This is a genomic window from Alteromonas sp. LOR (assembly GCF_000753865.1).
Taxonomy (GTDB): Bacteria; Pseudomonadota; Gammaproteobacteria; order Enterobacterales; family Alteromonadaceae; genus Alteromonas.
In genome coordinates this window covers 15,170-40,552 of the sequence record NZ_JQFW01000049.1, presented here as the reverse complement: position 1 = coordinate 40,552, position 25,383 = coordinate 15,170, and the positions used below count along the sequence as shown (strand labels likewise).

Genomic DNA, 25,383 nt, shown 5'->3' with positions numbered 1-25,383 from the left:
TCCGTCTAATAAATTTACGGCATTGGCTACATGTTACAAAAAGCATCTAACACACTATTTTTCTCGTTATTCTGAGCCTTTACATCATTTTAAATGCCTACCGCCATTTAAATGCAGGGTCTGTCCGGTGATGTAGTCGCTGTTTAGTAAATAGTGCATAGCTTTTACTGCTTCTTGTGCACCAGGTACCGTTTCAAGTACCGATTTCTTTAATGCCTTCTGTTTGTAGGCCTCGTCATCACCTTCATTAAACATGAGAAGGGCAGGGGCAATGCTATTTACCTTTACGTGGGGAGCCAGTTTTTTTGCAAAAGAGAGCGTTAAGTTGTGCAAAGCTGCTTTGCTGGCCGCATAGGCCATATGTTTTTCACTGCCCGTATCCTGTACATAATCTGTCATGTGAATAATGTCGCTAAAACCATCTTGATTTGAAAGCGAATGGGCTAAGGCGAGATTGATACGGTAGGGGGCGAGAGCATGAACATTCATCATGCGGTTAAATAAGCTGTGCTTATCGTCATGGTCTTTTTCTTGTGCCCAATCGGAGGCGTTGTGAATGATTGCGCGATAGCTTTCGCTTGCTGCCTTAATATCATCAATTGCTCGATCAATAGCCTGCTCAGTGCTAAAATCTGAGTATATAGCGGTTGCGCCCTTGTCTTTGAGTTTTTCTATTGTGGGTCGCAGTGTTCTGTAGGTTACGACAACGGCATTACCCTCTTCGAGCAAGCTGTCTGCCATAGCCAGTCCTAATCGCTGACTAGCGCCTGTAATAAGTATAGGTGAGGCCAATGTGTTTTCCTAAATAGTTAATATGTAAGGGAATACGTAAATAGTGTGCCATTGGTACATAACTTGGCAACTATATTAAAAAAAAGTCATTTACTAGCCTAGTCGATCTGTAACGCATTGATGTGCGTAGAAGTTAAAAAAAGAAGTCATATACGGATAATCCAATGTTAGCAAAAGAAGCGGTAATTGTGCGCGACGCACTCGATCCCTCTATATCTGAATCAGCGCAGCGTGTTCGAAACGTATTAGAAGCGAAAGGCTTAGAAACGCCCATGGTGCCTAATGGCCTAAGCGATGAGCAAAAGCGCACGCGTATTGCCAGTGCCATGCGCGACGTAATGGAAACGCTAGGTCTAGATTTGACGGACGACAGCTTGTGCGACACGCCTACGCGCATTGCAAAAATGTATGTGAATGAAATTTTTGGTGGCTTAGATTATAGGAAATTCCCTAAAATCACTGCCATTGAAAACAAGATGCAGATTGACCAGCCTGTACAAGTGTCTGACATTAGTCTAACCAGCACCTGCGAGCATCATTTTGTGACTATCGACGGAACTGCGACAGTGTCGTACATACCAAAAGATACTGTTATCGGTTTGTCCAAAATAAATCGTCTTGTTAGCTTTTTTGCCCAGCGCCCCCAGGTACAAGAACGATTAACACAACAGGTACTCGTGGCTATACAAACGCTAGCGAGAACAGATGATGTGGCAGTGTCTATTAACGCTACGCATTATTGCGTGAAAGCGAGAGGCATTAAGGATACAAACTCGTATACTAAAACGTCGGCGCTAGGCGGTGAGTTTCTTACTGATAAAGACTTGAAACGCAGCTTCTTTTCATAGCGAGCTTTTAAAGCTAGGTTTCAGCACTAGTTTTATCAGCAACACCCATAAATAATACAAAAAGCCGCGTAGTCATTGCTCTATAGGAGCGTTAACTACGCGGCTTTTTTCATAATTATACTATGAATACAGTTTTGAATTTATCGAGCTCGAAAATCGGGGTCTAAGGCGTCAATGACCAAGTTTATCTTTCCGCCAACGCCGTCAGCAGGTGTTAAACTCAGGTGTTTTTTACAGCCACTGCAGGAATCAAATTGTTCGGTATACATGTCTTTGAGTATACCAATTTGAACCGTGTTCGTTGCCCCACAATGTGGGCACATATATTCCAATCCGCTTTCGCCATGCATAATTTTTTCTTTCCCCATAATGATGTCCATATTTCACGCTTTGCGTGATATTTCCGTTGCGTGCTCAGTTTCCCGAGGCACAAAAATTGCGTGATGTATCAATCTTCAAAAGCTTAAAAGTGAAAAGCTATTTTGACGGTGGCGCTTCCTAGCGCAACGTCGCTAAACTAAGGCTCTCACTGAACTAAAGTATAGTGGTATTGGTAATATTTGCCTTAAAAAGTCATTAAAAAAAGGTAAGTGTTTGCTATGTATAATAATAAAAGCGCAGCAGCGATGACTGCTGCGCCCTTATTGTACGCTCAATGTCAGTTAATGCGGCGAATAAAGTAAAAATACTTTTTATTGCGTAATCCAAAACTGTTGGAAAGGACGAAGTGTGACTACCGTCTCATCGCCTTTAAAGGTGCTGTCAGATAGTAAGTCTTTACACGATGTGCCGTTTAGCGTTCTTAGTATCTCACCATCAACTTGCTGTACGTGTTCGCTGAAGTTACTTATTACTAATAATTTTTCGCCGTTTTCATTTTCTCTTAAGAATGCAAAACAGTGGTGATTGCTAGCTTCTAAAATGTAGGTGCGCGCCTTACCAAATACAGCGTGGGTTTTGCGAATTGCCAACATGTGTTGAAGGCCTTTAAATACCTTTAAGCTCGCATCTTCTTGAGGACTTAGCGTACGCTGTACTTTTTCCATGGCCAGTGCAGTGTCTTCAGGGGTAACGGCTATTCTATTTACCCAGCGGTCGTCGTGTTGCTTGGTCACGTCATCGCGATAGCTGTAGTCATTAAGCTTTGCAATCTCATCACTTGAGTACAAAAGCGGTATACCACCAATACTGAATGTAATGCCGTAAAGTAACAACATACGGTTGACTGCTTCCTCAATACCCTTCGCATCATTATTTTGTAGAGCACTTTCCAGTCCACACAGAGACGCGAGAGACCCACAAACGCGACAATCGCCATTCGATGGATTTTCTGCAAACGGCACGCCGTTAGCAAAGCTGCCTTCAAAGCGTCCGGTAAAGAATTGGTTTAAGAAAAAGCGGTGATCATTGCCGTTAATACCAAGCTCCTGTGCCACATCATCGTCGAAGGTCCATCCAATATCATCATGGCAGCGAACATAATTCACCCAAGTGCAATTATCAGAAATAGCAAAGCTCTTTTGCATTGAGCGAGTCAGTAGTCTCGTTTTTCTGGTTGCTAGGCTATTCCAAAGCAGCGCCATAAGAAGTGGGTTATAAGACAACTTACATTCGTCTTCGCCAATGTATTTGTTGACTTCATCGGGGTGCACAATCGCTTCAGATTTAAATACCACCGCAGGTGCCGCTATTTCTAAACAGCAATTAAACGCTTGAATTAAAACGTGGGCCTTGTCTTGGTTTTCGCAGTTAGTCCCCATTTCCTTCCAAATAAATGCAAGGGCATCTAGGCGAAGGGCTGCAGAGCCTATATTAGCTAAAAACAGCATTTCAGATGTAATGGCATTAAATACTTCTGGATTACTGTAATTCAAATCCCATTGAAAGCTGTTAAATGTAGTCCACACCCATTTTTGCATTTGCTCGTTGAAGGTAAAACTTCCTCGACGAACCTGAGGGAATATTTCCCTGAGCGTGGTTTCATATTGGTCGGGTATGGTTCTATCGTCATACACATAGTAATAGTTCTGATATTGCTTTTTACCCTCAAGCGCTGCCTTTGCCCAGCGGTGCTCGTCAGAGGTGTGATTAAACACAAAATCGAGTACGAGGTTAATTCCCTCTTTGAGCAGAGCGTCAGCAAGTTTTTCTAAATCTGCTGTGGTGCCAAGGGTTGGGTTCACCTTGCGATAATCAGACACAGCGTAGCCACCATCGCTGTCGCCAGCAGGGGCGTCGTAAAGTGGCATTAGGTGAAGATAGGTAATACCTAGTGCTTTGTAGTACGGAATGCGGTCGTGTAGATCGTTAAGGGTAGGGCCCATTAAGTCAACGTAACACGCTAAACCTACTTGCTTTTCGTCGCGATACCATAGCGGTGATTTAAGCCTGTTTTCATCAAGCTTTTTAAGAGCAGGCTTTCTTTTCTTAACCCCATCTCTTAACGTTTCTACTAATTTTTGTAAATGGTAGTAACAATCGTATTGGTGGCCATATACATAAGTGTATTTTTCGAAGAGCGAAGGAAAATGCGCTTCAAGACGTCGGGTGAATAACGTCGCGTCCTTCTTCGTTAGGCCTGATAGATCGGTAGATTCCAAGATGCGGTCTAGGCAAACACTAACGTCAGCGGCATAGTTCATAGGTGGCTCCAAAATGTTACGCAAATCCGTTTTTTCTGTTGCGTTAAAAGAAAGATAAGAATTAACAAGTTTACAGGGATTTTAAATTCTGTTAACTTTTATCTTAAACGATTAAGTTATTTTATCAAATAAACTTACACATTTGTTCATCAAATAGTCTAGTACGTCTAGATAGTGACGGGCGAATAACATAAATTAGCTTGGTTTTAGGCTTTAATAGCAGTATTGATGCGAGACTCACTATGTCCAATCAGGATCAAAATAGCAGAATTATAAGATGGTTAACCTACCTGATGTTTATGATGTTCGCCATGACATCAGATTCGGTAGGGGAAATTATAAAGGAAGTGAAGGTGGCATTCTCTGTCACGAATGCACAAGCAAGCCTTATGCATTCCCTTCCTATGTTGGGCATAGCGTTGTCAGGCCTATTTCTAGGCTTTTTAGCCGACAAAATAGGTAGAAAGCCAACTATTATCATGGGTTTAGCTATCTTTGGTGTGGCGTGCTACAGCTTTTTGGTTGCTGATGATTTTCTGCTTATTGTAAGTTTGATGAGTCTATCTGGCGTCGCTGTAGGTGTATTTAAAACCGGCGCGCTTGCACTTATAGGCGATATTTCCTCATCCACAAAACAGCATACTTCAACGATGAACGGTGCCGAGGCATTCTTTGGCGTTGGCGCAATCATAGGGCCGTTAATCGTCGCTTACTTAATTCATCAAGGAGTGGCGTGGCAGTGGCTTTATGTGATTGCAGGTGGTGTATGTACTGTATTAATTGTAGGTGCACTATTTGTAAAATACCCAAATTATACCCGTGAAAAAAGTGAGAAAGTAAAGCAGGTTTCAGTACTGCAAAGTCTAGCGCTTATAAAGAATCCTTACGCCTTTGGCTTTTCGGTAGGCGCATTTTTATACGTGGCTGCGGAAAGCGCAATATACGTGTGGATGCCTAGCTATTTAGTTTGTGATGCCTCTACACTTCGAGCAACTTACGACTGCTACACAGAAGGCTTTAGCCGAACATTAGCGATTTACTCGGTAACGGCGTTTTTCATTTTACGTGCTGCAGGTCGCTTTGTTGGTATCTGGATGATGTCGCATTTTAATTGGGCACTTGTATTAATGTTATTCAGCGGCGGCATTGTACTTTGCTTTGGTGCCGGACTGATGGGCGGCAAACAGGTGGCGCTCTATTTATTTCCGCTAACGGGGATTTTCATGTCGGTTATTTACCCTACCTTTAATTCTAAAGGAATAAGCTGTTTCCCTAAGCACCAGCACGGCAGTGTTGCGGGAGTTATTCTTTTCTTCACTGCAGCAGGTGCAGCAGCTGGACCCTTTATTATGGGGTTGGTGAGTGATGCTAACGGTGGCGACGCTAAGTACGGGTTTATGGTTGCAACGGCATTTGCCGCTATTTTATTTATCGGCATGGTGTATAACTTTGTTAAAAACCCAACGCAAAAACGCCTAGCCGAAATTGAAGCGTCTGAATACAGCAATTAACGCCGTAAGCTAGCGCTTCAACAAAACGACAACATGGATATTATGAAACACCCCCAGTCATTGGACATTCCAATAACTGTGGGTGTTTTCATTTGGGCCATTTCTATTTGCGCAGACACTTCACGTCACCCACACGCTCTAGAGTCTTCATTTTATTGTATGTAGTTTCAATGTTGTTTATCCTCGGAACATCTCAATTATTGACGTATTTTTTTCACCTATGGACGAACTCAAGCAAGCCCAAGCACTCTACAATACCCTGGTAGAATTTGCAGTAACCTACAGTTTCCAGATGCTTGGCGCTCTGGTTATCTTTTTGGTGGGCTGGTGGCTATCCGCAAAAATAGGTGGCGTCGTCGAGCGCGTGATGATCAGCCGAGATATTGATATTACGCTAAGTCGCTTCACAGGAGGCGCCAGCAAACTGGTTATTCTCGGCATCGTTATCATTATTGCGCTGGGTAATATTGGAATAAGCGTTACGCCGTTAATTGCGGCCATAGGTGCTGTGGGACTTGGTGCTGGACTCGCTATTCAAGGAATGCTTGCGAACTATGCGGCTGGCTTTACCATTATAATTACACGCCCCTTCGTTGTTGGCGATACCATCAGAGTGCAGGGCGTCTCGGGTGTGGTAGACCAAGTAATGCTGCCTTACACCCTGCTTATCGATGAAGATAATGTCACTATTCAAATTCCTAATAAACTGATTGTGGGGGAAGTGCTGCACAACTCCGCTGACAACATGCTTATTGAACTGTCTGTTGGCGTAGCCTATTCAAGTGACGTAGACCGCGTGCTTGCAGTAGTGACAGATGCAGTGAAGTCGGTAGAAGGTGTTCCTTCAGACAAGACGCACTCTATTGGTATAGATAATTTCGGCGATAGCAGTATTAATGTTGGGATACGGGTGTTAGCTCCCTCAACGCGCCATTTTGAAATTCGGTATGCGCTGAATAAAGCCGTGTTCGACGCCCTCAAACAGGCGAAGATAGAAATACCCTTTCCTCAACGTGAAGTTAAAATGCTATAGTTTTTTTGGCCTACTGACCTTAAGAAAGCGGTGCTCTTTTGTTTAAAACTGCGCGGTTTAAAACAGCACGGCTCAGGACAACATTGTTCAGAACCGCATTGTTTAGGACATCACTGTTTAGAGTGCGACCTCATAGAGTTCTAACGGCAAGCCGTCAGGGTCTTGGAAGAAGGTAAAGCGCTTGTCAGTATATTCATCTACGCGAATAGGCTCACATTCTACGCCTTTGTCCGTTAGTTTTTGGATGGCTGCATCTAGGTCATCTACTTTAAACGCGAGGTGTCTTAACCCTTGCGCTTCAGGCCTAGAAGGTCGAGTTGGAGCACTCGGAAACGAAAATAATTCAATTTGACTGCCGTCGGCAAGTGCAAGGTCACATTTGTAGGAATCTCGGGCTTCGCGATAGTTTTCCGCTATAACGCTAAACCCTAATATCTCTGTATAAAACTGTTTTGAACGCGGGTAGTCACTACAAATAATAGCGACGTGATGAAACCCGTTTAGCATAGCAAACCCCTATGCGCGAAGAACGCGCTAAGTATGTAATGGAGTACAGCGGCGTTGACGGCAACGCCACTGCAGAAGAGCGTTATGGAACTTCCTGGCCGCGAGCGGCTTCTACAAGCGCATACCAATGCTCACGCGATAGCGTCAAGTTATCCGCTTCTTTGCATGCTGCTAGTCTTTCAAGATTGGTCGTGCCAAGCACAGGCTGTATTTTAGCGGGGTGCCTCATAAGCCAACCTAATACAATAGCTTCTGGAGTGGTTTCGTACTCACTCGCTAATCGTTTTACGAGTTCCGCGGTGTTCTTGTCAGTGTCACTATTCGTGGTGGCACCTGTGTAGCGACCCTGGGCAATACTTCCCCATGCTTGCAGTTGAACATTGTTTAGCATGCAGTGTTCAACTGTACCCGATGCATAGCCAACTTGGCGATTGGCAGTGCTATTGGTGGTTATGCCGTCCTCTATCCACTCTCTAAAGCCTAAACTCATTTCGAGCTGATTAGCTACGATAGGCGTCGATAGCGCAGATTGTAAGTAAGCAATTTGGTGTCCGTTCATATTAGACACGCCAATGTGTTTAATCTTACCTTGCTGTTGAAGTGATGCCACACATTCAGCCAACTCATCAAGCTCCATAAGTGGGTCTGGTCGGTGAAGAAGAAGCACATCAATTTGCTCGATATGTAGACGGGACAGAATTCCCTCCACCGATGTGTTTATCCATTTCGCCGAGAAGTCGTAGCGCTTAGGGCCTAAGTTATCTTCAAAACGAATAGCGCATTTTGATTGGATAATCATCTTTTCCCGTAACGCAGGCGATGTTTTTAGCACCTCACCGAAGGCTTGCTCTGCTTTTCCAAACGTATAGATGTCTGCGTGATCAAATACGTTGATGTCTAGCTCTAACGCTTTATTGATAATGGCATGTGTTTCGTTTATGTGGTCTGACGTTACTGGGTTATTGTTCCAGCCACCGCCTAGGCCCATACAGCCGTATACGAGTCTGCTGGCAGATGGGAAATGTGCTTGCATGCCCTTATTAGCATGCTTATTTAAATCGGTACTCAAATCGTTACTCAAAGCGTTTCCTTTCAAAAGTGCGTTCTCCAAAATATGCTTTTTAAATCCTGTCTTCAAAAAATGTGTCTTTAAAAAAGTGTTCTTCAAAAAAGCTGTGACGTATAGAATATGCCGCGTCGGTTACAATATCGCTGTTGCAGGCCTTTTAAAAGCGACGTATCAATAAATAAAGTGACGGCATTAACGCCAATGCTATGAATACGTATGAAATCAGGAAGTTAGTATGCGCTTTCTACAAAAACTAACACTTGTTACCTTTGTTTGTGTACTGCTATCGAGCTGCACAAGCGTGCCCGATGGCGTGAAGCCCATCACCGATTTTAATCTCAATAAGTACCTTGGGCAGTGGTATGAGCTTGCCCGTTATGATCATAGTTTCGAAGAAGGGCTTTCCCGTGTTACGGCTACTTACTCTATGAGAGATGATGATGGCGTGAAGGTTATCAACCGCGGGTATTCAAAAGAAGCTGGTGAATGGGAGGAGGCAGAGGGTACCGCTTATTTTGTCGATGAGCCCACCACTGCGCACCTTAAAGTGTCATTTTTTGGGCCATTTTACGCAAGCTATATCGTGATGAAGCTCGATAAGGAAAATTATCAATACGCATTAGTAACCGGCCCAGATAGAGAGTATTTATGGTTGTTAGCGAGAACGAAAACATTGCCAGATGCCACTATCGCAGAACTAATGACGTTTGCTGAAAATGCGGGCTACGACACCGACAAACTTATATGGGTAGATCAAAACACAGCACTTTAAGGGATAACTTTAGACAACAACTTTAGAAAGTAACTCTAAAAGGACCTGTTGAAGTTCACCTTGAGCAATTTATGCTATTATTGCACACAGTTTATTTTTGAGATGTAAATTGTGCTTCAAAACGCTGTTATAACCAGAGCTGATAATGCTTGCGAACTATGTAAATCCACCTCTGGTACTGAGGTTTACATGGTACCTGAATCACCCGACGACACCGCAGGGTGCGCTATTCTAACCTGTGATACTTGCCGTGCTCAGTTAGAGGGTGAAGCAGAACTTAACCCCGTGCACTGCCGCTGCCTTAACGATGCTATGTGGTCGACAACGCTTGCGGTGCAGGTGGTTGCCTATAGACTGTTGTCTCGATTGAGCACCGAAGCGTGGGCGCAAGATGCGCTAGATATGATGTATCTCGATGACGATGCTAAGACCTGGGCCGAAGCTGGCCTTATAGAGCGGGATGCTACATTAGATAGTAACGGCACTGCGCTTGAAACCGGCGATAACGTACATCTTGTTAAAGACCTAAACGTTAAAGGTGCTGGGTTTACTGCGAAGCGGGGTACACCAGTAAGGGGGATCAGCCTTTGTGATAACCCGTTACATATTGAAGGCAAGGTCAACGGCACCCGCATCGTTATTATTGCGGCATACACGAAAAAATCATAGATAATACATTTTTACCACTGGCGTAATGCACGTTAGAGCGCTTATCGTGCTGAGCCATGAGCCATGAGCCATGAGCCATGAGCCATGAGCCATGAGCCATGAGCCATGAGCCATGAGCCATGAGGCCTTTGTGAAATAAAAACTCCAGTGCACAGAAAAATTAAGTACGCAGTAAATTGCAGTAATCCGAAAACCCTGAAAAGTAATGAGAGAATTAGGCATGCAAACGTTAACCATCACTACTCCTGACGATTGGCATCTTCACTTCCGTGACAATGAGATGCTGGCTGAAACTGTTCCTGCTACGGCACGATGTTTTCAGCGCGCCATTGTAATGCCTAATTTAGTGCCTCCAGTGGTTAACGCTGCAATGGCGATGGAATATAAAGCGCGTATTGATGCAGCGCGTCCTGTTGGCAGTAGCTTCGAACCTCTAATGACACTTTTTCTCACTAACGAAACATCGGTACAAGATATTGTCGATGCGAAAAAAGCAGGGGTAACAGCGTGTAAGCTTTATCCTGCTGGTGCCACCACTAACTCAGATGCTGCAGTGAAAGGTATTAAAGCCTTGTATCCCGTATTTGAAGCCATGCAGGAGCAGGGTTTACTGCTACTTATTCACGGAGAAGTGACAGAAAATCACATTGATATTTTTGACCGTGAAAAGGTGTTTATCGATACCCATTTAACTCAAATTACCGCTGCTTTCCCTGAGTTAAAAGTGGTCTTTGAACATATTACTACAGCAGACGCTGCAGAATTTGTGGCGCAGTCCAATGAATTTGTGGCCGCGACTATTACGCCTCAGCATTTACTGCTTAATCGCAACGATTTATTAGTAGGCGGTGTGCGTCCACATAATTATTGCTTACCAGTATTAAAGCGAAATACCCACCAGAAAGCGCTAAGAGACATGGTAGCCAGCGGGAACAAGAAGTTTTTCCTAGGCACCGATTCAGCGCCTCATGCCAAACACAAAAAAGAGAATGCGTGTGGTTGTGCAGGGTGCTACAGCGCATGGTCTGCCATAGAGCTATATGCTGAAGTGTTCGAGCAGCTAGGAGCGCTAGACAAGCTTGAAGGGTTTGCCAGCCACTATGGTGCAGACTTTTATGGTTTGCCTCGCAACACAACAACGATGACCTTAGTGAAAGAACATTGGGATGTACCCGAGCAAGTAACCTTAGCTGATGGCACTGACATGGTACCGTTTTACGCGGGTCAAACACTGCAGTGGAAGCTTAAATCAGCTTTCCAGTCGGCATAGCACTGAGCGCAATATTTGCGCTATAGCGACAATTTCTTTTTATACTTGAACACGCGACCTTGGTAACAGTGGTAGTAGCAGTTATAAAAGCTATTTTAGAAGCTGTTATGAAAGTGGTTATTGAAAAACCGCTCGCGTGTTTTTAAATTATCATGAGCCTTTCGTTTTTACCTCCTAATTGCCGCTAATGGTCAGTAAGACTGCCACTAGCGAGTGGTAAAAACGTTAAAGAAGGCCTTTGAATTCCCCATTGGATAGAATAATGACAGTTGAAACGATTAAAGACCTTGATATAAACCCCGCAGTTGTAAAAGCGCTAGACGCTCAAGGCATTCACCAACTGTCGCCTATTCAAGCGCAGTCTTTACCTAGTGCCTTACAAGGCAGGGATATTATTGGCCAAGCGCAAACGGGCAGTGGCAAAACCCTGTGTTTTGTTATTCCTGTGCTGGAAAACATTGATGTTAATGACTTTACTACTCAAGCACTAGTCTTATGTCCTACGCGAGAGTTAGCAGATCAGGTCGCAGAGCAGTTTAGGCAGGCGGCAAAGCAAATTGGTAATGTGAAAGTGACAACCCTTTGTGGCGGTAAACCCATGGGGCCGCAAATTCAGTCGCTCAAACACAGCCCGCACATTATCGTGGGGACGCCGGGGCGAATTATGGACCACGTAGAAAAACGTCGAATTACACTAAAAAATGTGCGTTTTCGTGTGCTTGATGAAGCTGACAGAATGTTGGATATGGGCTTTGAAGATGACTTGCGCGTTATTTTCTCTCCTATGTCATCAAAGGTACAGACACTGTTGTTTTCTGCCACCTTTACTGAACAAATTGAGCGTGTAGCTAATCAGTATTTACGAGACCCTGTGTCGTGTAAAGTGGAATCTCAAGACAATAAACCAGCGATTACGCAGCTTGGTTACAACGTGCTAGAGCACACACGGGTTCAAGCCTTAAAAGCCGTATTGACTCACTACCAACCTAAAAATGCCATTGTGTTTTGTAATCGCAAGGTTCAGGTGGCTGAGGTTGTAGAGGAGCTTGTAGCAGAGGGTTTCAGTGCAGCAGGCTTAAAAGGTGATATGGAACAGCATGAACGCACCGCTGTACTTATGCAGTTCGCCAGTGATTCACTGCAGGTTTTAGTTGCTACCGATGTGGCTGCCAGAGGACTGGATATTGATGATATCGCGTGTGTCATTAACTACACCGTAAGTGAAGAGCCAGAAGTGCATATTCACAGAATTGGGCGCACTGCACGAGCAGGCGCAGAGGGAATGGCCATTACGCTAATTAGCGATGATGAAGAGAACTCGCTACGGAAAATTGAGGTACTGCAGCAAGAAGACATCCCGCTTAAAGGCGCGCAGAGCCTTCGTTTTCATAAAAACAAAATTACCCAGCCAGAGTTTACTTGCCTGTCACTTAGCGCGGGTAAGAAACAAAAGCTTCGCCCTGGCGACCTCCTTGGTGCATTAACCAAAGATGCAGGTATTCCAGGTGATGATATAGGTAAAATTGCGGTACAAAATAGCGCAAGTTTTGTCGCAGTGAAGCAGCGCAGCGTGAAGCGTGCAATGACCCAATTTCGCGAAGGCAAAATAAAGGGCAAGCGCATTAGAGCTAAAAAGCTGTAGCAAGTCATAATCGTTATCAAAAAAACCGTTATCAAAAAACCGTTATCAAAAAATCGTTATCAATAAATCGCAATCTAATAAGATAAAATAAACGCTTACAGGTACTGACCATGGCAGCAGAAAAAGACTTGAGAGTGCTATTGAGTAACCTATCTCCGGTTGTTAGCGCAGATGAGTTTATCTTCGTTTCGTTGAGTGAACAAGAATCTGAAGATGACAAACATCGTGTGTTATTGACCAAGGCAAAAGGCATATTCAAAGAAGCTGAGGGCGTAACCTTTATCTTAGCGTGCCAGCTGGCAACGCAGCATGGACTCACAGGTGAAGGGCCATTTAAGTGTATAACTTGTGAAGTGCATTCAAGTCTCGATGCTGTTGGCATGACGGCAGCGATGAGTACTGCGTTGGGCCGCGCTGGTATCAGTGCCAATGTGGTTGCCGCTTATCATCATGACCATATTTTTGTGCAGTCTGATAAAGCACCCCGCGCCGTTGAAGTGCTGAAAGAGCTATCAGCTGGCCAGTCTGTAGATGGCTAATTGCTACAGTCCGTTTTCTGCTTCACATAACTAAAGTAAGCGAAAACTAAAGCAAGTCAAAACCAAAGCCAGTTAAAACCAAAGCCAGTTAAAAAAATAGGGAAAAAGGGGCGCCTGTGAAGACAGGCGCCCCTTTTAATTGGTAGCAAAAAAACGGATTGGTACAATGCTTACCAAATTTTTACGCGGTCTGCCGGTGCAAGATACATCGCGTCTTCTTCGGTTACGTTAAATGCTTCGTAGAAGGCAGGTACATTTCGAAGTGCACCGTTAGTACGAAACTTAGTCGGTGAATGGGTATCGGTTTGAACTTGGCTTCGCAGTGCTTCGTCGCGGTACTTACTTGCCCACACTTGGCCATACCCTAAAAACACACGCTGGTCGCCGGTAAAACCGTCTAAAACAGGTGCTTCTTCACCATCTAAAGACAGGTGATAGGCTTTAAGGGCAATACTTATCCCACCCAAATCACCAATGTTTTCGCCAAGGGTATATTCACCATTAACATGCACATCAGGCAGCACTTCAAATTCGTTATATTGTTCAATTAAGTTGGCTGTGCGGGCTTCAAATTCTGAGCGGTCTTTATCGGTCCACCAATTGCGGAGCACTCCATCGCCATCAAATGTTGAGCCTGCATCGTCAAATCCGTGGCCAATTTCATGGCCTATAACGGCACCAATACCACCATAGTTAACGGCGTCTTCGGCATTCATATCAAAAAATGGCGGCTGAAGAATTGCTGCGGGAAATACAATTTCATTTAGCGGCGGATTGTAATAAGCATTCACGGTTTGCGGCGTCATACCCCATTCGTGAGTCCATACTGGGCCGCCCTGTTTCTTCAACATCTCTTCATAAAGCACATCAGAAGAGCGCTTTAAGTTGCCAAATAAGTCACCGGCTTTTACCGTAAGTGCTGAATAGTCCTTCCATTGATCTGGATAGCCAATTTTTACGGTAAATTTCGATAATTTATCAAGGGCTTGCTCGCGAGTTTCATCAGTCATCCACTCAAGGTTTTCAATACTACTTTTATAGGCAAGAAGTAGGTTGTTAACCATTTCCATCATGCGTTCTTTGGCTTCAGGTGGAAAGTGCTGTTTTACATAGACTTTGCCAATTAGCTCACCCACATGGGTATTCGATAAGTTTACTGCACGTCGCCACTGAGGCTGCTGTTCTTCGACGCCACGAAGTGTTTTGCTGTAAAAGTTGAAGTTTGCCTCATCAAGCTCACTATTCAATCGACTTGCTGATGCATTGAGCAGTCCCCACTGCAGAAAGGTTTTCCAATCATCAATAGAGGTTTGTTGAATAACGCCATCGATATTTTGCATGTAGTCTTTTTGCAAAATTCCCAATGCCTCAATGTCGCTTATATCAGCGCTCTCTAAATAGCTCGACCAATCAAAGTTAGGCATGAGTTCGCCAAGTTCTTCAATGGTCAACTTGTTGTAATTGGCCGCGAAGTTTCTCGCTTGCTCTTTCTTCATATGTAACTTTGCAATACGAGTTTCTAGCTCAAACAACATTTGCGCGCTTTGTTGTGGTGTGTTGAAACCGGCCAGTTCGAACATAGTTTGAATATGTTTTACATAGGCATCACGCACGGTCTGCGAGGTTTCATCGTCTTTGAAATAGTATTCGCGCTCTGGTAGCCCAAGCCCCGATTGCCAAGTATACATAAGGTATTGTTGTGGCGATTTTAAATCGGGATATTGAGTAAGGCTAAACGGCGTGCCGTAACCATACCGAGCCGCATAGGCAAAATAGGCCGCAAGATCTGAATAATTATCGATATTCGCAATTTTGTCTAACTCAGGAGTAAGCGGTGTGACGCCCAGTGAGTCTCGTGTGTCGACATCCATATAGGCGCGATAGAAATCACCCACTTTTTGCTCGTCGCTACCCGCTTTGAAGTCGCCTTCTGCCGATGACTTTATAATGTCCATCACATGGTCTTGTGCTTCATCTCGTAAAATAACGAAGGAGCCATAGCTAGATTTATCGGCAGGGATCTCGAAAGTATCGAACCATTTTCCGTTTACATATTGAAAAAAGTCATCGCCAGGGCTGACACTAAGGTCCATATTTTCAGTGATGATCCCCGAAGACAGCGTCTCCTTTTGTACTTCTGCAACGCTACCGGTTTCTGGTGCCGTGTTTTGCGGGCTACATGCCACTAATGCAAGTGCAACACTTAAGCTTAATACGCTACGTAACATTTTTTGCTATGTCCTTCTTATTAAAATGTAGCACTGCTTTGTATTACCTTTCTCTAAGTGTTGTAGGGCTACTTTATTAAGCGCTACACAATGTAAAGCTATGTAATGGGGCGGCTGTGCCTTGGTTCTGTGTGGCTATTCATCCTATTCGAAAAAGGAAAAATCGCTCACTTATTAGAGGTTTGATGCATCTTTTAGCATGAAGGTATCATTAGCAAAAGTATTTATAGTGAAAATACACAGGTTGTAACAACTTGTAATGGCTAATTGGTTATAGTGGATGCCTAGTTAGAGCTTGCACGCTTATCAGTTTGCTTAATCGAGGACATATCATGAAGCCATTCAACTCAACACTATTTGCCTCAGTCTCGCCCTGCGAATATGCAGATGCACTCTCGCGGGACCAATTTATGGGCTACGAGATAAAGCCTTTATGGGAAGGAATGGGGCGCATTGCAGGGCCTGCTTTCACGGTAAAATGTGCCCCTGGCGATCACCTTATGTTGCATGCTGCAATTTACCGAGCCCAACCTGGCGATATTATTGTGGTTCAAGCCGATGATAAATTTGCCGTGGCAGGTGGGAACGTGTGCGCTATCGCCCAAGAAAGGGGTATAGCTGGCTTTGTCATCGATGGCGTGATCAGAGATATTGCAGAAACGAGAGAAAACAAGTTTCCAGTTTTCGGGCGTGGAGTTGTGCCAAAGCCAGGCGCTAAGAAATGTATAGCGCCACTCAATGAGCCTATTGTGTGTGGCGGTGTTACCGTTAATGCTGGCGATATCATTGTGGCTGATGAAGAAGGTATCGCGGTTATTCCACGCGCTGAATCTGAAGAGGCCTTTATCATCGCAAAAGCGCGGGCAGACAAAGATTCGTCAATGTCGTTAGCTCAGTGGCAAAAGCAACACAGGGAAAAAGTTGAAACAACACTTACTGCCCTAGGTTATGAAGACTGATTGAGCCTTTGAGCGAACCGCGCGAGGTATTCTGTACTAGCTCTGCTTAGTGCGTGACTCTTTAGGTCCGCACACAAACCGCTCTTCACCCATGTGATAAATATTATTTACCGCTACATAGGTTCCTGAAACCACGCCGGATACAGGCAGCAATATAAGACCGCTGATAGAATAAAACGTATTGGTATCTTCAAATCCGTTAATCACTTTGAGTGTTTTTCGGTCGGATGAGATTTCGCACTGATTAACTTTAGCAGTATCAGTTTCTGGCACTATCACACAAGCAGCTAAAAGAGGAATTGCTAAGGCGGTCAGTAAAAATAACTTCATTGTTTAAATCCTTTTATTAGTCTGAGTCCTGTGAAAGGAATGCCAGCATATACCACCTATTCATTATGAACAATGTGTAGCCTATCTAAGAGCTAAGGGATAAGAGATAGGCGATAAGCAAAAGGATATGCGTACCCTTAAAAACAGAAATTCAACCTGTTTGCAGTACGGCATTCACTACTCAGTCTTTAGAGGTAGAATTGTGACTATTGCTTTGCTGTTCTAAAATTTTCGCTATTTTCTTTTGCTCCCACCTTTCGCCAAAGGGCTGAAAGACAACTAGCGCGTGACCAACAATGATCATTACAAAAGACACAAATACGGCTATCAGCGGGCCCGCGTTTTCTCCGCCATTATAGTTTGGCACCATAAATAAAAAGAAAATGAGTGCTAGAAAGGCGGTATTGATGTAGAAATATTTGATAGATTTTACTTTTTCATGGGCCTCATTTCGTTGGTGCATGGCAGCGTCTACATCAACCTTTTTTGCCTCCGGTGTTTCTATTTCACGGTTTATTATATTAACCAACTCGTCCGTAGAGATTTCAAAAACAGCGGCTAAAGATTTCAACGTCTCAACCCCTACATTCTGTCCTTTCTCTACTCGCTGAATTGTTCTCACATTTAAGCCACTCATTTGTGCAAGTTGCTCCTGTGACCAGCGCTTTTCTAGTCTTAATGTTTTCATAGCTCGCAGACCTTACTCTTTCGACTTCGCCCATCGTACAATAAAATCACGCTAACAGTAGCGACAATAGGGCGACAGCAGCCGACAGTCCCCTAGTTTTTACTGTTAATACAGCCACGCGTAACTAAATTTAATAAACACTGCTTGCTCTGTTCGAAAAAGTCCGGGCGTTGCTTCATCTGCAAATGCAGAGTCGCCATAGCCAATGAACAAGCGCGACAAGGGGTTAATCATGTACGAATACACTAGCTGTGTACCCATATTGCGTTCTCTGGCATCTACATTTACCAGGTAATTATTGGGGTTTCTTCGTACATCTGAGTAAATAAGCGCAAGGCGGAGAAACTGCTTTGCATCAAATTGATAGCTCATTCGAAAGTCAGATAAATTAGCGGTAAACAGCATCTCATTGTTTACATCAATACGATTGTATTCATGGCTTACCGAGGCCTCTAAATGATCGCCAATATTCAGAGTTATTTGGGGTTCAAGCAGAATCTGATCGCCCAAGCGATTGTTGCGCAAATCAATTCTATCGCCTATTCGGGCAAAGTTTTCAAAATACAGGGTTCGGTTTGGTCGCGCTTCAAAATAGAAAGAAAACTGCTCTTCGGTAAACCGGGTGGTATTACCGTCAATGGCAAGGCTTGCCCCGTTTTGGCGTAATCCAACTCGGTCTCGCTTCACCCATTGGAAGTTGAAATACGATTGATAAGCAGCGTTCATTTCTATTTGCGCTTGAACTTCTCGTTCTATTAACTCGCCATTGTCATTGTGAGTGATATCCCAGTCGCCACCAAACTCTAGACGGTTCCACCACGCATTATCTTTCCACCACAACAGCCCACCACCGAGTACCGATTTGTGTCTATCTACATTACTTTCAAAACCCAAGTCGGCGCGAAAGTCAGACTGAGTGCTGGTTCTGTTTGCAATGACATACCATTCTCTTTCTTCATGGCGGTAATCAATCTTGTAGGTACTTCCAGAGAAGGCGCCTTCTTTGTCTGTTCTTAAAGTAGTCTCGGTAACATCTTCTTGATTAACGCAACTGCCTCGACAAAATTGTGAGGCAAGGGCGTCAGGGTATTGAGTATCGGAGCGAAGCAATTGCGCACGTAGAGTGTCACTAGGCGTAATTTGATAGCGCAAGTCAACGCCGGTGACTAGGTTGTGATATTCATCAGCATGTCTGCCCGTCAATATAGAACCAACAGACAGGGTGTCGGATATGTCATAGCGATAGCGCGCAGCAAGGTTTGTACTGCCTTGTTCGAGCTGAGCAACGCTTGAGCCTAAATTCCCCGGAACAAGGAACGTGGTAGTGTCATCGTTTGCCAGCAGTAAACCAAAGGTATGGTCGTTAATTCTGCCAGTAAGTTTGCTGCCAATATCAGGAGCGCCAATGTTGCGGGTGTACACCAAGTCGTACTGAGTGCTGAAAAAGTCGGCGTTCTCCACAAAAAAGGGACGTTGTTCAGGAAAGAAAAGTGCAAAAGGGTTATTGATCCCAAGCTGTCCTGCGTCGGCCTCTACTTGTGAAAAGTCTGGGTTAATCGTGGCTTGAAGCAGCATGTCAGAGGTAATGCCCCAGTTAATATCCACACCCACTTCTTGATTGTTTCCGTATTCCCATTGCTCTGGCGTTGCTGGAGTTCTTCTGCGTGCCGCTCCGGCAACGGCGTAGGGAGTAATTGACAGGTTTTTCCCTTGCTTAGCACGACTAAAGCCTTCCATTTTTCCCATTTGGCATAAGCTACACGCGTTATTGCGATCCACAGGGCGGTTCGAGATACGTAGGTTGTTATCTCTTGGGTAAAAGCGAACAAATTCTGCGCGCCATTGCTTAAGCCCATCAATATCCAGAAAATTCATAATGCGAAACGGCAGTGCTATCTCTACCGTATAGCCTTCATCGGTGATTTTTGCTTCAGCGTCCCAAATTGCATTCCAACTGGCGCTTTCACTTAGCGTCATTTGGTTTTCGATAGAGTCGGTTTGTATGCCGTGAGGATTGACAAAAAATTGATACGAGAGGCGACTATCGCCGAATGTATCCAGCTTAACGCCTACCAAGTCGTTATCCCACACGCTATCGCGGTCGCGAAACAATGCGCGTATTGCAGAAGGGTCATCGTCATATGCAGTAAAAGCGATATAAATCATATCGCCATTTTCGAATATTCTGGCGATGGTCTTAACGGGTGGGGCGGTATTTTCAAATGGGCGAGTCACCACATTTAGCGGTATTTCCTTAGCCCGCTGCCATGCTTCATCGTCTAAGATACCGTCTAACGTAATCGTCTCTGAAAGATAGGGAACAACGATAGTGTCAAAGGTACGGGACTCGTTAGGTGAAATAGTCTCATCAACGTCGGGTGAGCCGCTATCTGAAGAGAATGACTCAGCCGATTGAGTGGCAGACTCTGTAGTGTTTTGAGCAGCAGATTCCGTAGTGCTCTGAATAACCACGGCTACCGGTTTGTTGTCTTCTTTTGTTTGTTGGCTATCCTGCTGTGCTGAATTACCTTCAACAGCATTGCCAGAAAATGCTAGTGCAAGCAATAAAACGAGGCAGCACGAGCGCCAATACGGGCGCCAGAAAGAACAGATGCAACGCAGAGGTGCCTTATATATCCAAGTGTCCATTTTTTAAAACGTCTTTTTTGTCGTTATAGTTTTTATGAGCGCAGTATGAAGCATCCCGTTAAATGTCAAAAGAATGTTAATCGCATATAACAGGAAGCTTAACGAAAGACCTATAGCAAACATACATGCTCAGTCATTACGCCCTTTATCCACGTTCCCAGCGATTTTCATCAAGGAGTTAATTAATTGACTGAACATATCGTGTAGAATTGCGTACTCACCTCAACGTAAATTTTAACGCCGAGATTCAGTACGCATCTGGCGATTCAATAACAAAAAGAGTTTTTGCATGTTTTCTTTTTTTGAAAGGCTCACACAGCCTTTTCCAGATACGCCGCCCACGCAACCGCCCACGGGATTAGTCGCATTTTGTAAGTACTACACTAAAGGCATGTGGCATATCATCCTGACCGTTTCGGTGTTAAGTGCCATAGTGGCGGTGTTAGAGGTGGCGCTATTTGGCTTTTTAGGACAGCTCGTTGATTGGTTTTCAGAGCAAAGTCGAGAAACGTTTTTAGAAGAGCAGAAACTTACATTAATTGGAATGGGAGTAACGGTTCTTGTCTTTATTCCTGCATCTATCTTTTTGCGTTCATTGTTTTCTCGCCAATCACTGATGGGTAATTACCCTATGCGAATCAGGTGGCAGGCCCACCGATATTTACTTGGACAAAGCCTTACCTTCTTTCACAATGAGTTTGCCGGCCGCGTGGCCACAAAGGTAATGCAAACCGCGCTTTCCGTGCGAGAAACAGTCACCAAAATGCTTGATTTGTTGGTGTATATCAGCGTTTATTTCATCTCTATGGTGGTGCTGGTATTTAGCACTGACTGGCGATTAGCGCTTCCACTGGTGGTGTGGTTCTTTGTGTATATCGGTATTTTGCGGGTACTCGTACCAAAGCTAAAGGCGGTTTCACAAGCGCAAGCCGATGCTCGCTCATTAATGACTGGGCGAATAGTCGATAGCTACACCAATATCACCACGGTTAAACTTTTCTCTCACAGCCGAAGAGAAGCAGACTATGCCAAAGAGAGCATGGACGGCTTTTTGCAAACGGTGTATCCACAAATGCGCCTTGTTACCATTCTTGAATTCTGTGTTGAGATGGCAAACGCCATTTTGATCTTCACAATAGGTGCGCTATCAGTATTTCTTTGGTTGGAGCAGATTGCGACGCCTGGAGATATCGCCATTGCGGTTAGCTTATGCTTGCGACTAAACGGCATGTCCCATTGGATAATGTGGGAAGTGTCGGGGTTATTTGAAAACCTAGGAACGGTGCAAGACGGTATGAATACTCTTGCGCAGCCAGTAGCCGTTAAAGATAAGCCCGATGCCGATGCATTAAACGTAGGCGGCGGCAAAATTCATTTTGATAATGTTAACTTCTCTTATTCAGGTGCAAACAATCAGCCTATCGACGTGTTCAGGCAATTAGATTTAACCATTAAGCCTGGAGAAAAAGTAGGCTTGGTAGGTCGCTCTGGTGCAGGTAAATCCACGCTCGTTAATCTATTGATGCGTTTTTACGATACGCAAAGTGGTCGTATCGTTATTGATGGTCAGGACATTACTGAGGTAGGGCAAGAAACACTGCGAGCTAAAATCAGTATGGTGACCCAAGATACATCACTGATGCACCGCTCAGTGCGTGACAATATTCTGTATGGACGCACCGACGCAGGCGAAGCAGATATGATTAAAGCGGCGAAACAAGCGGAAGCCCACGACTTCATATTGACCCTTACCGATAATCAGGGGCGTACAGGGTACGATGCTCACGTTGGAGAGCGCGGTATTAAACTGTCTGGCGGACAACGACAGCGAATAGCGATTGCCCGTGTGTTGTTAAAAGATGCCCCAGTGCTCATTTTAGATGAGGCTACATCGGCGCTAGATTCAGAAGTTGAAGCAGCCATTCAAGCCTGTTTAGATAAAGTGATGGAAGGAAAAACTGTGTTAGCTATTGCTCACAGGTTATCAACTATCGCCCAAATGGACAGATTGCTAGTGCTAGACAAAGGTCAAATTGTGGAGCAGGGCACCCATAGTGAGTTAATTGCTTATAACGGGATTTATGCCAAGCTGTGGGCGCACCAAACGGGTGGATTTATTGGCGTGGAATAACCCACGCCCCGTTAGCGATATGCACAGTGGGAGGGGAATAAACCGCTTGTAACTTGAAAGTGGTTAAGTATAATACGCGTCCCTCCCTTGCGATACCGCACTTTCCTTCGAAAAGACGCACAAATCACAAGGGTAGTGTAAGCAAATTTTAAGAGTAAAAACGCCACAGGGGTGTAGTTCGAATTGGTAGAACAGCGGTCTCCAAAACCGATGGTTGGGGGTTCGAGTCCCTCCACCCCTGCCAAATTATTAACTTGCGCGTGTAACGCAAGAAAACGACGCTGTAGTGCTAGGATCGTGACATGAGCGAAAAGACGGAAAATCAGTCCAACGGGTTGGACATGTTTAAATGGGTAGTGGTTTTTGCACTACTTGCAGGGTTGGTTACTGCCAACACAGTATACGGTGAACTTTCGGTATTATATCGCGCTCTCGCAGCGGTAGTTGTTGCTGTAGTGGCTGGCTTTATTGCTGCATCTACAAACAAAGGCAGTGCGTTTTTAAGCTTTGCTAAAGAGTCACGTACTGAAGTGCGCAAAGTAGTATGGCCTACACGTCAAGAAGCTAACCAAACCACATTGATTGTTTTGGCTGCAACCTTGGTTATGGCACTTATTTTATGGGGACTAGACGGCATCATCGTTCGTGTAGTTGGCTTTATAACGGGAATCGGAGCATAACGTATGTCTGAGGAAGAAATTAAAAAGAGATGGTACGTAGTACAAGCATTTTCTCAGTATGAAGCTCGAGTCAAGAAAACCCTTCTTGAATATATCAAAATGCACAACATGGAAGAGCACTTCGGCCAAATACTTGTGCCAACTGAAGAAGTGGTTGAGATGCGCGCTGGTCAAAAGCGTAAATCTGAGCGCAAGTTTTATCCTGGTTACGTGCTAGTAGAAATGGCCATGAATGAAGATTCATGGCATTTAGTGAAAAGCGTTCCTCGCGTTCTTGGTTTTATTGGTGGCACTTCAGACCGTCCAATGCCAATTACGCCTAAGGAAGCCGATGCTATCTTAAACCGTCTTGAAGAGTCGGTAGATAAGCCTAAGCCGAAGACATTGTTTGAGCCGGGTGAAGTGGTACGCGTTACAGACGGTCCATTTGCCGACTTCAACGGTGTGGTAGAAGAAGTAGACTACGAAAAGAGCCGCGTAAAAGTATCGGTACTTATCTTCGGTCGTTCTACACCGGTAGACCTAGAATTTGGTCAGGTAGAGAAAGGTTAGTCATAAGACATATCGTGTAAAGCCCGCTTTTAGCGGGCTTTTTTTTGCCCAATTTTTATTTGCACAACGAGTCAAGTTCGCCTAATACTAAAGTATCGTTATTAAAAAGAGGCCAACGCTATCGATACTTTAGAGCAGCGCATTGCATGTAAACAAATCGACATTGATGTAGCGTCCTTCTATCAAACCATCTTATTAGAGCTGGAAACGCTAATGGAAGATGTCATTGGCACCGAGGAGTCAAAAGGCTTCGTAGGTATGGTTGCCGATCATGTTGGAGCCATGTTTCATGAAAAATATAAGGCTCAGTTAGGTGATGAGAGAATGTCTCCTGAAGTTATCGCACAGGTACTTGTGGATTTAAAACGACGGATAGGAGGCCGTTTCAGTGTTTCAACCATCACTCCCGATACCATTGTATTGCAAAATTCGCTATGTCCATTCGGAGTCAATGTGGTGGGCAAGCAGCCTCTTTGCCATATGACTGCGAATGTATTTGGTAAGATAGTTTCATCAGAAAATGGGTATGCTGCTGTAGAGTTAAATAAAACAATCGCAAATGGAGATGGGCATTGTCATGTTGTCGTGCATCTTAAGCCACAACAGGATCAAAAGGATGTTGCCCATGAGTACTTTGGTGTCCAGTAGCGATTCTTTTGAAAGCGCGGATGAAAACAATAGCGAAAACACTGCCATCCAACAGGCTGATACCAGCAAGCTAGGCATTACATCTATACTGGCAAACGTTACAGAAGCTGCCGTTATCACAGACTTAAGTGGCAAAATCGTTGGTTATAACAGACAACTAAAAGACGTAGTGCCTCATATTCATGATGCGCATTGCATTACAGACCTATTTACCCTTTCTTCTAAGTCACTTAACACAACGTGCTTAACCAATATCGGGGATATCGTCGGACGACGTTCAGGCAGCTTCCCAATTCAGCTGACAAGAATTCATGCCGGCGCTGAAAATCAGCCGTCTATTCCCAGTTTTGTTTCTATGCTTAGAGCGCCAGACACGGGGTTACCCGCTGCATTACTCTATAAACTGGATGAGCATATTTTGCGATTTTCTATGAGACTTAGGCAAATACACGCTGCAAAGAAAGAACATGCAAGGTTTGCCAGGCAAGCGACTCTTGATGCGGTAACCGACCCGCTGACAGGATTGAAGAACAGACGCTTTGTACAATCATTTATGGATTTGCAGTGGCATGGGCAATTTAGAAAAGGGGAAGATTCTGTATTAATCCTGTTCGATATTGATCACTTCAAGCAGATAAACGATAGACACGGTCACCCAGTAGGGGATGAAGCGATAAAAGTGTTTGCAGATTGTTTATTGTCACAGGCAAGACCAACAGATGTCGTGGGCCGTTGGGGAGGCGAAGAGTTTATCGTGTTGTTGACCAACTGTTCTTGTGAACAAGCTCGAGTGTACTTAGAGCGGGTAATGACCCATATACGTTTACTGAAGGTACCATGTGACCAAGGACATATATCGATGACGGCGAGCGCTGGGTACTGCGCTTTTTCCCAAGCGAAAAGTGTAGAACATTCCTTCACGCAGGCAGATACAGCGCTATACGCGGCTAAGTCAAATGGCAGAGACAGATACAAAAAAGCCAGTGCCTAAGAAATCCGCGCCATCACATTTAGCCATCACATTTAGCGATTACATTTAGATAGTTAAGCTATTTGTTCTTGCACTTTTCAAACATTTAGGCCCTATTTGCGATTAAGATCGTTTTTTAATCACGTGGGGGCTTGCATAGCAATTAAACAGCCCTTATAATGCGCGCCCTTTTAAACGGAAACGGGAAGCCAATTGAGCAAATATTCTCTGTATTTGCGAGGCGTTAGACCCAA

General features: G+C 44.4%; 23 protein-coding genes and 1 tRNA gene. 15 read left to right on the top strand and 9 right to left on the bottom strand.

Annotated elements, in window-relative coordinates; genetic code table 11:
• Window positions 1-84 precede the first annotated feature (84 nt).
• On the bottom strand, window positions 85-792 hold the full coding sequence (gene folM / locus JV36_RS0113850; RefSeq protein WP_032097729.1) for a dihydromonapterin reductase: 708 nt from the start codon (window positions 790-792) through the stop codon (window positions 85-87).
• Between the two features lie 164 nt (window positions 793-956).
• Here folM and folE point away from each other — a divergent pair, with 164 nt between their 5' ends.
• Window positions 957-1,640 carry a GTP cyclohydrolase I FolE gene (gene folE / locus JV36_RS0113845; RefSeq protein WP_032097730.1) on the top strand — a complete coding sequence of 228 codons (684 nt, stop codon included), beginning with the start codon at window positions 957-959 and terminating at the stop codon, window positions 1,638-1,640.
• Window positions 1,641-1,780: 140 nt separating this feature from the next.
• On the opposite strand, the gene JV36_RS0113840 is transcribed toward folE, so the two are convergent.
• Together JV36_RS0113840 and JV36_RS0113835 are read right to left on the bottom strand one after the other, a co-directional pair.
• On the bottom strand, window positions 1,781-2,020 hold the full coding sequence (locus JV36_RS0113840) for a hypothetical protein (RefSeq protein ID WP_032097731.1): 240 nt from the start codon (window positions 2,018-2,020) through the stop codon (window positions 1,781-1,783).
• A 312-nt stretch (window positions 2,021-2,332) separates the two neighbouring features.
• Entirely contained in the window at window positions 2,333-4,282 is a 1,950-nt protein-coding gene (locus JV36_RS0113835; protein ID WP_032097732.1) for an alpha-amylase family glycosyl hydrolase, read from the bottom strand.
• Between the two features lie 293 nt (window positions 4,283-4,575).
• On the opposite strand from JV36_RS0113835, the gene JV36_RS0113830 reads away from it, so the two are divergent.
• Together JV36_RS0113830 and JV36_RS0113825 are read left to right on the top strand one after the other, a co-directional pair.
• The gene (locus JV36_RS0113830) at window positions 4,576-5,793 is read left to right on the top strand and encodes an MFS transporter (protein WP_032097794.1); all 1,218 of its coding nucleotides are present in this window, start codon (window positions 4,576-4,578) and stop codon (window positions 5,791-5,793) included.
• A 220-nt stretch (window positions 5,794-6,013) separates the two neighbouring features.
• Complete coding sequence (locus JV36_RS0113825) at window positions 6,014-6,826, top strand: mechanosensitive ion channel family protein (RefSeq protein WP_032097733.1); 813 nt, start codon at window positions 6,014-6,016, stop codon at window positions 6,824-6,826.
• Between the two features lie 117 nt (window positions 6,827-6,943).
• Here JV36_RS0113825 and gloA2 read toward each other — a convergent pair whose 3' ends face one another.
• Window positions 6,944-7,333, bottom strand: coding sequence for an SMU1112c/YaeR family gloxylase I-like metalloprotein (gene gloA2 / locus JV36_RS0113820; protein WP_032097734.1), 390 nt, complete (start codon window positions 7,331-7,333; stop codon window positions 6,944-6,946).
• Between the two features lie 82 nt (window positions 7,334-7,415).
• A complete protein-coding gene (locus JV36_RS0113815; RefSeq protein ID WP_032097795.1) occupies window positions 7,416-8,366 on the bottom strand; it encodes an aldo/keto reductase in 951 nt (316 codons plus the stop codon).
• Window positions 8,367-8,637: 271 nt separating this feature from the next.
• Between JV36_RS0113815 and JV36_RS0113810 the strand changes: the two genes are divergently transcribed.
• The 5 genes from JV36_RS0113810 (at window position 8,638) to JV36_RS0113785 (ending at window position 13,294) form a co-directional block, all read left to right on the top strand.
• Window positions 8,638-9,174: a lipocalin family protein gene (locus JV36_RS0113810; protein WP_032097735.1), complete on the top strand. Its 537-nt coding sequence runs from the start codon at window positions 8,638-8,640 to the stop codon at window positions 9,172-9,174.
• 108 nt (window positions 9,175-9,282) lie between these two features.
• Complete coding sequence (locus JV36_RS0113805; RefSeq protein WP_032097736.1) at window positions 9,283-9,843, top strand: PhnA domain-containing protein; 561 nt, start codon at window positions 9,283-9,285, stop codon at window positions 9,841-9,843.
• Between the two features lie 220 nt (window positions 9,844-10,063).
• Window positions 10,064-11,113 (top strand): dihydroorotase, encoded by a 1,050-nt coding sequence (pyrC, locus tag JV36_RS0113795; RefSeq protein WP_032097738.1) that lies wholly within the window; start codon window positions 10,064-10,066, stop codon window positions 11,111-11,113.
• Between the two features lie 262 nt (window positions 11,114-11,375).
• Window positions 11,376-12,755, top strand: coding sequence for an ATP-dependent RNA helicase DbpA (gene dbpA / locus JV36_RS0113790; RefSeq protein WP_032097739.1), 1,380 nt, complete (start codon window positions 11,376-11,378; stop codon window positions 12,753-12,755).
• 110 nt (window positions 12,756-12,865) lie between these two features.
• Window positions 12,866-13,294, top strand: coding sequence for an ACT domain-containing protein (locus JV36_RS0113785; RefSeq protein ID WP_032097740.1), 429 nt, complete (start codon window positions 12,866-12,868; stop codon window positions 13,292-13,294).
• 170 nt (window positions 13,295-13,464) lie between these two features.
• On the opposite strand, the gene JV36_RS0113780 is transcribed toward JV36_RS0113785, so the two are convergent.
• Window positions 13,465-15,522, bottom strand: a complete 2,058-nt coding sequence (locus JV36_RS0113780; RefSeq protein ID WP_032097741.1) for a M13 family metallopeptidase — start codon at window positions 15,520-15,522, stop codon at window positions 13,465-13,467.
• A gap of 332 nt (window positions 15,523-15,854) precedes the next feature.
• Here JV36_RS0113780 and JV36_RS0113775 point away from each other — a divergent pair, with 332 nt between their 5' ends.
• Complete coding sequence (locus tag JV36_RS0113775; RefSeq protein WP_032097742.1) at window positions 15,855-16,481, top strand: RraA family protein; 627 nt, start codon at window positions 15,855-15,857, stop codon at window positions 16,479-16,481.
• Window positions 16,482-16,517: 36 nt separating this feature from the next.
• Here the strand turns inward: JV36_RS0113775 and JV36_RS0113770 are convergent, their stop codons facing one another.
• The 3 genes from JV36_RS0113770 to JV36_RS0113760 all read right to left on the bottom strand — a co-directional run bounded on the left by JV36_RS0113770 (window position 16,518) and on the right by JV36_RS0113760 (window position 20,148).
• Complete coding sequence (locus tag JV36_RS0113770) at window positions 16,518-16,811, bottom strand: hypothetical protein (RefSeq protein WP_032097743.1); 294 nt, start codon at window positions 16,809-16,811, stop codon at window positions 16,518-16,520.
• Window positions 16,812-16,992: 181 nt separating this feature from the next.
• Window positions 16,993-17,499: a helix-turn-helix domain-containing protein gene (locus JV36_RS0113765; protein WP_032097744.1), complete on the bottom strand. Its 507-nt coding sequence runs from the start codon at window positions 17,497-17,499 to the stop codon at window positions 16,993-16,995.
• Between the two features lie 105 nt (window positions 17,500-17,604).
• Window positions 17,605-20,148 carry a carbohydrate binding family 9 domain-containing protein gene (locus JV36_RS0113760; protein ID WP_081926631.1) on the bottom strand — a complete coding sequence of 848 codons (2,544 nt, stop codon included), beginning with the start codon at window positions 20,146-20,148 and terminating at the stop codon, window positions 17,605-17,607.
• 289 nt (window positions 20,149-20,437) lie between these two features.
• Between JV36_RS0113760 and JV36_RS0113755 the strand changes: the two genes are divergently transcribed.
• From JV36_RS0113755 to JV36_RS19280, 6 genes are all read left to right on the top strand, one after another.
• On the top strand, window positions 20,438-22,279 hold the full coding sequence (locus tag JV36_RS0113755) for an ABC transporter ATP-binding protein (RefSeq protein WP_032097745.1): 1,842 nt from the start codon (window positions 20,438-20,440) through the stop codon (window positions 22,277-22,279).
• Window positions 22,280-22,446: 167 nt separating this feature from the next.
• Window positions 22,447-22,523 (top strand) — tRNA-Trp (locus JV36_RS0113750).
• A gap of 58 nt (window positions 22,524-22,581) precedes the next feature.
• Complete coding sequence (secE, locus tag JV36_RS0113745) at window positions 22,582-22,959, top strand: preprotein translocase subunit SecE (protein ID WP_032097746.1); 378 nt, start codon at window positions 22,582-22,584, stop codon at window positions 22,957-22,959.
• Window positions 22,960-22,962: 3 nt separating this feature from the next.
• The gene (gene nusG / locus JV36_RS0113740) at window positions 22,963-23,511 is read left to right on the top strand and encodes a transcription termination/antitermination protein NusG (RefSeq protein WP_032097747.1); all 549 of its coding nucleotides are present in this window, start codon (window positions 22,963-22,965) and stop codon (window positions 23,509-23,511) included.
• 120 nt (window positions 23,512-23,631) lie between these two features.
• A complete protein-coding gene (locus JV36_RS0113735; protein WP_032097748.1) occupies window positions 23,632-24,159 on the top strand; it encodes a methanogen output domain 1-containing protein in 528 nt (175 codons plus the stop codon).
• Complete coding sequence (locus JV36_RS19280; protein WP_052010377.1) at window positions 24,137-25,150, top strand: GGDEF domain-containing protein; 1,014 nt, start codon at window positions 24,137-24,139, stop codon at window positions 25,148-25,150. The genes JV36_RS0113735 and JV36_RS19280 overlap by 23 nt, the downstream gene beginning before the upstream one ends.
• Window positions 25,151-25,383: the final 233 nt, after the last annotated feature.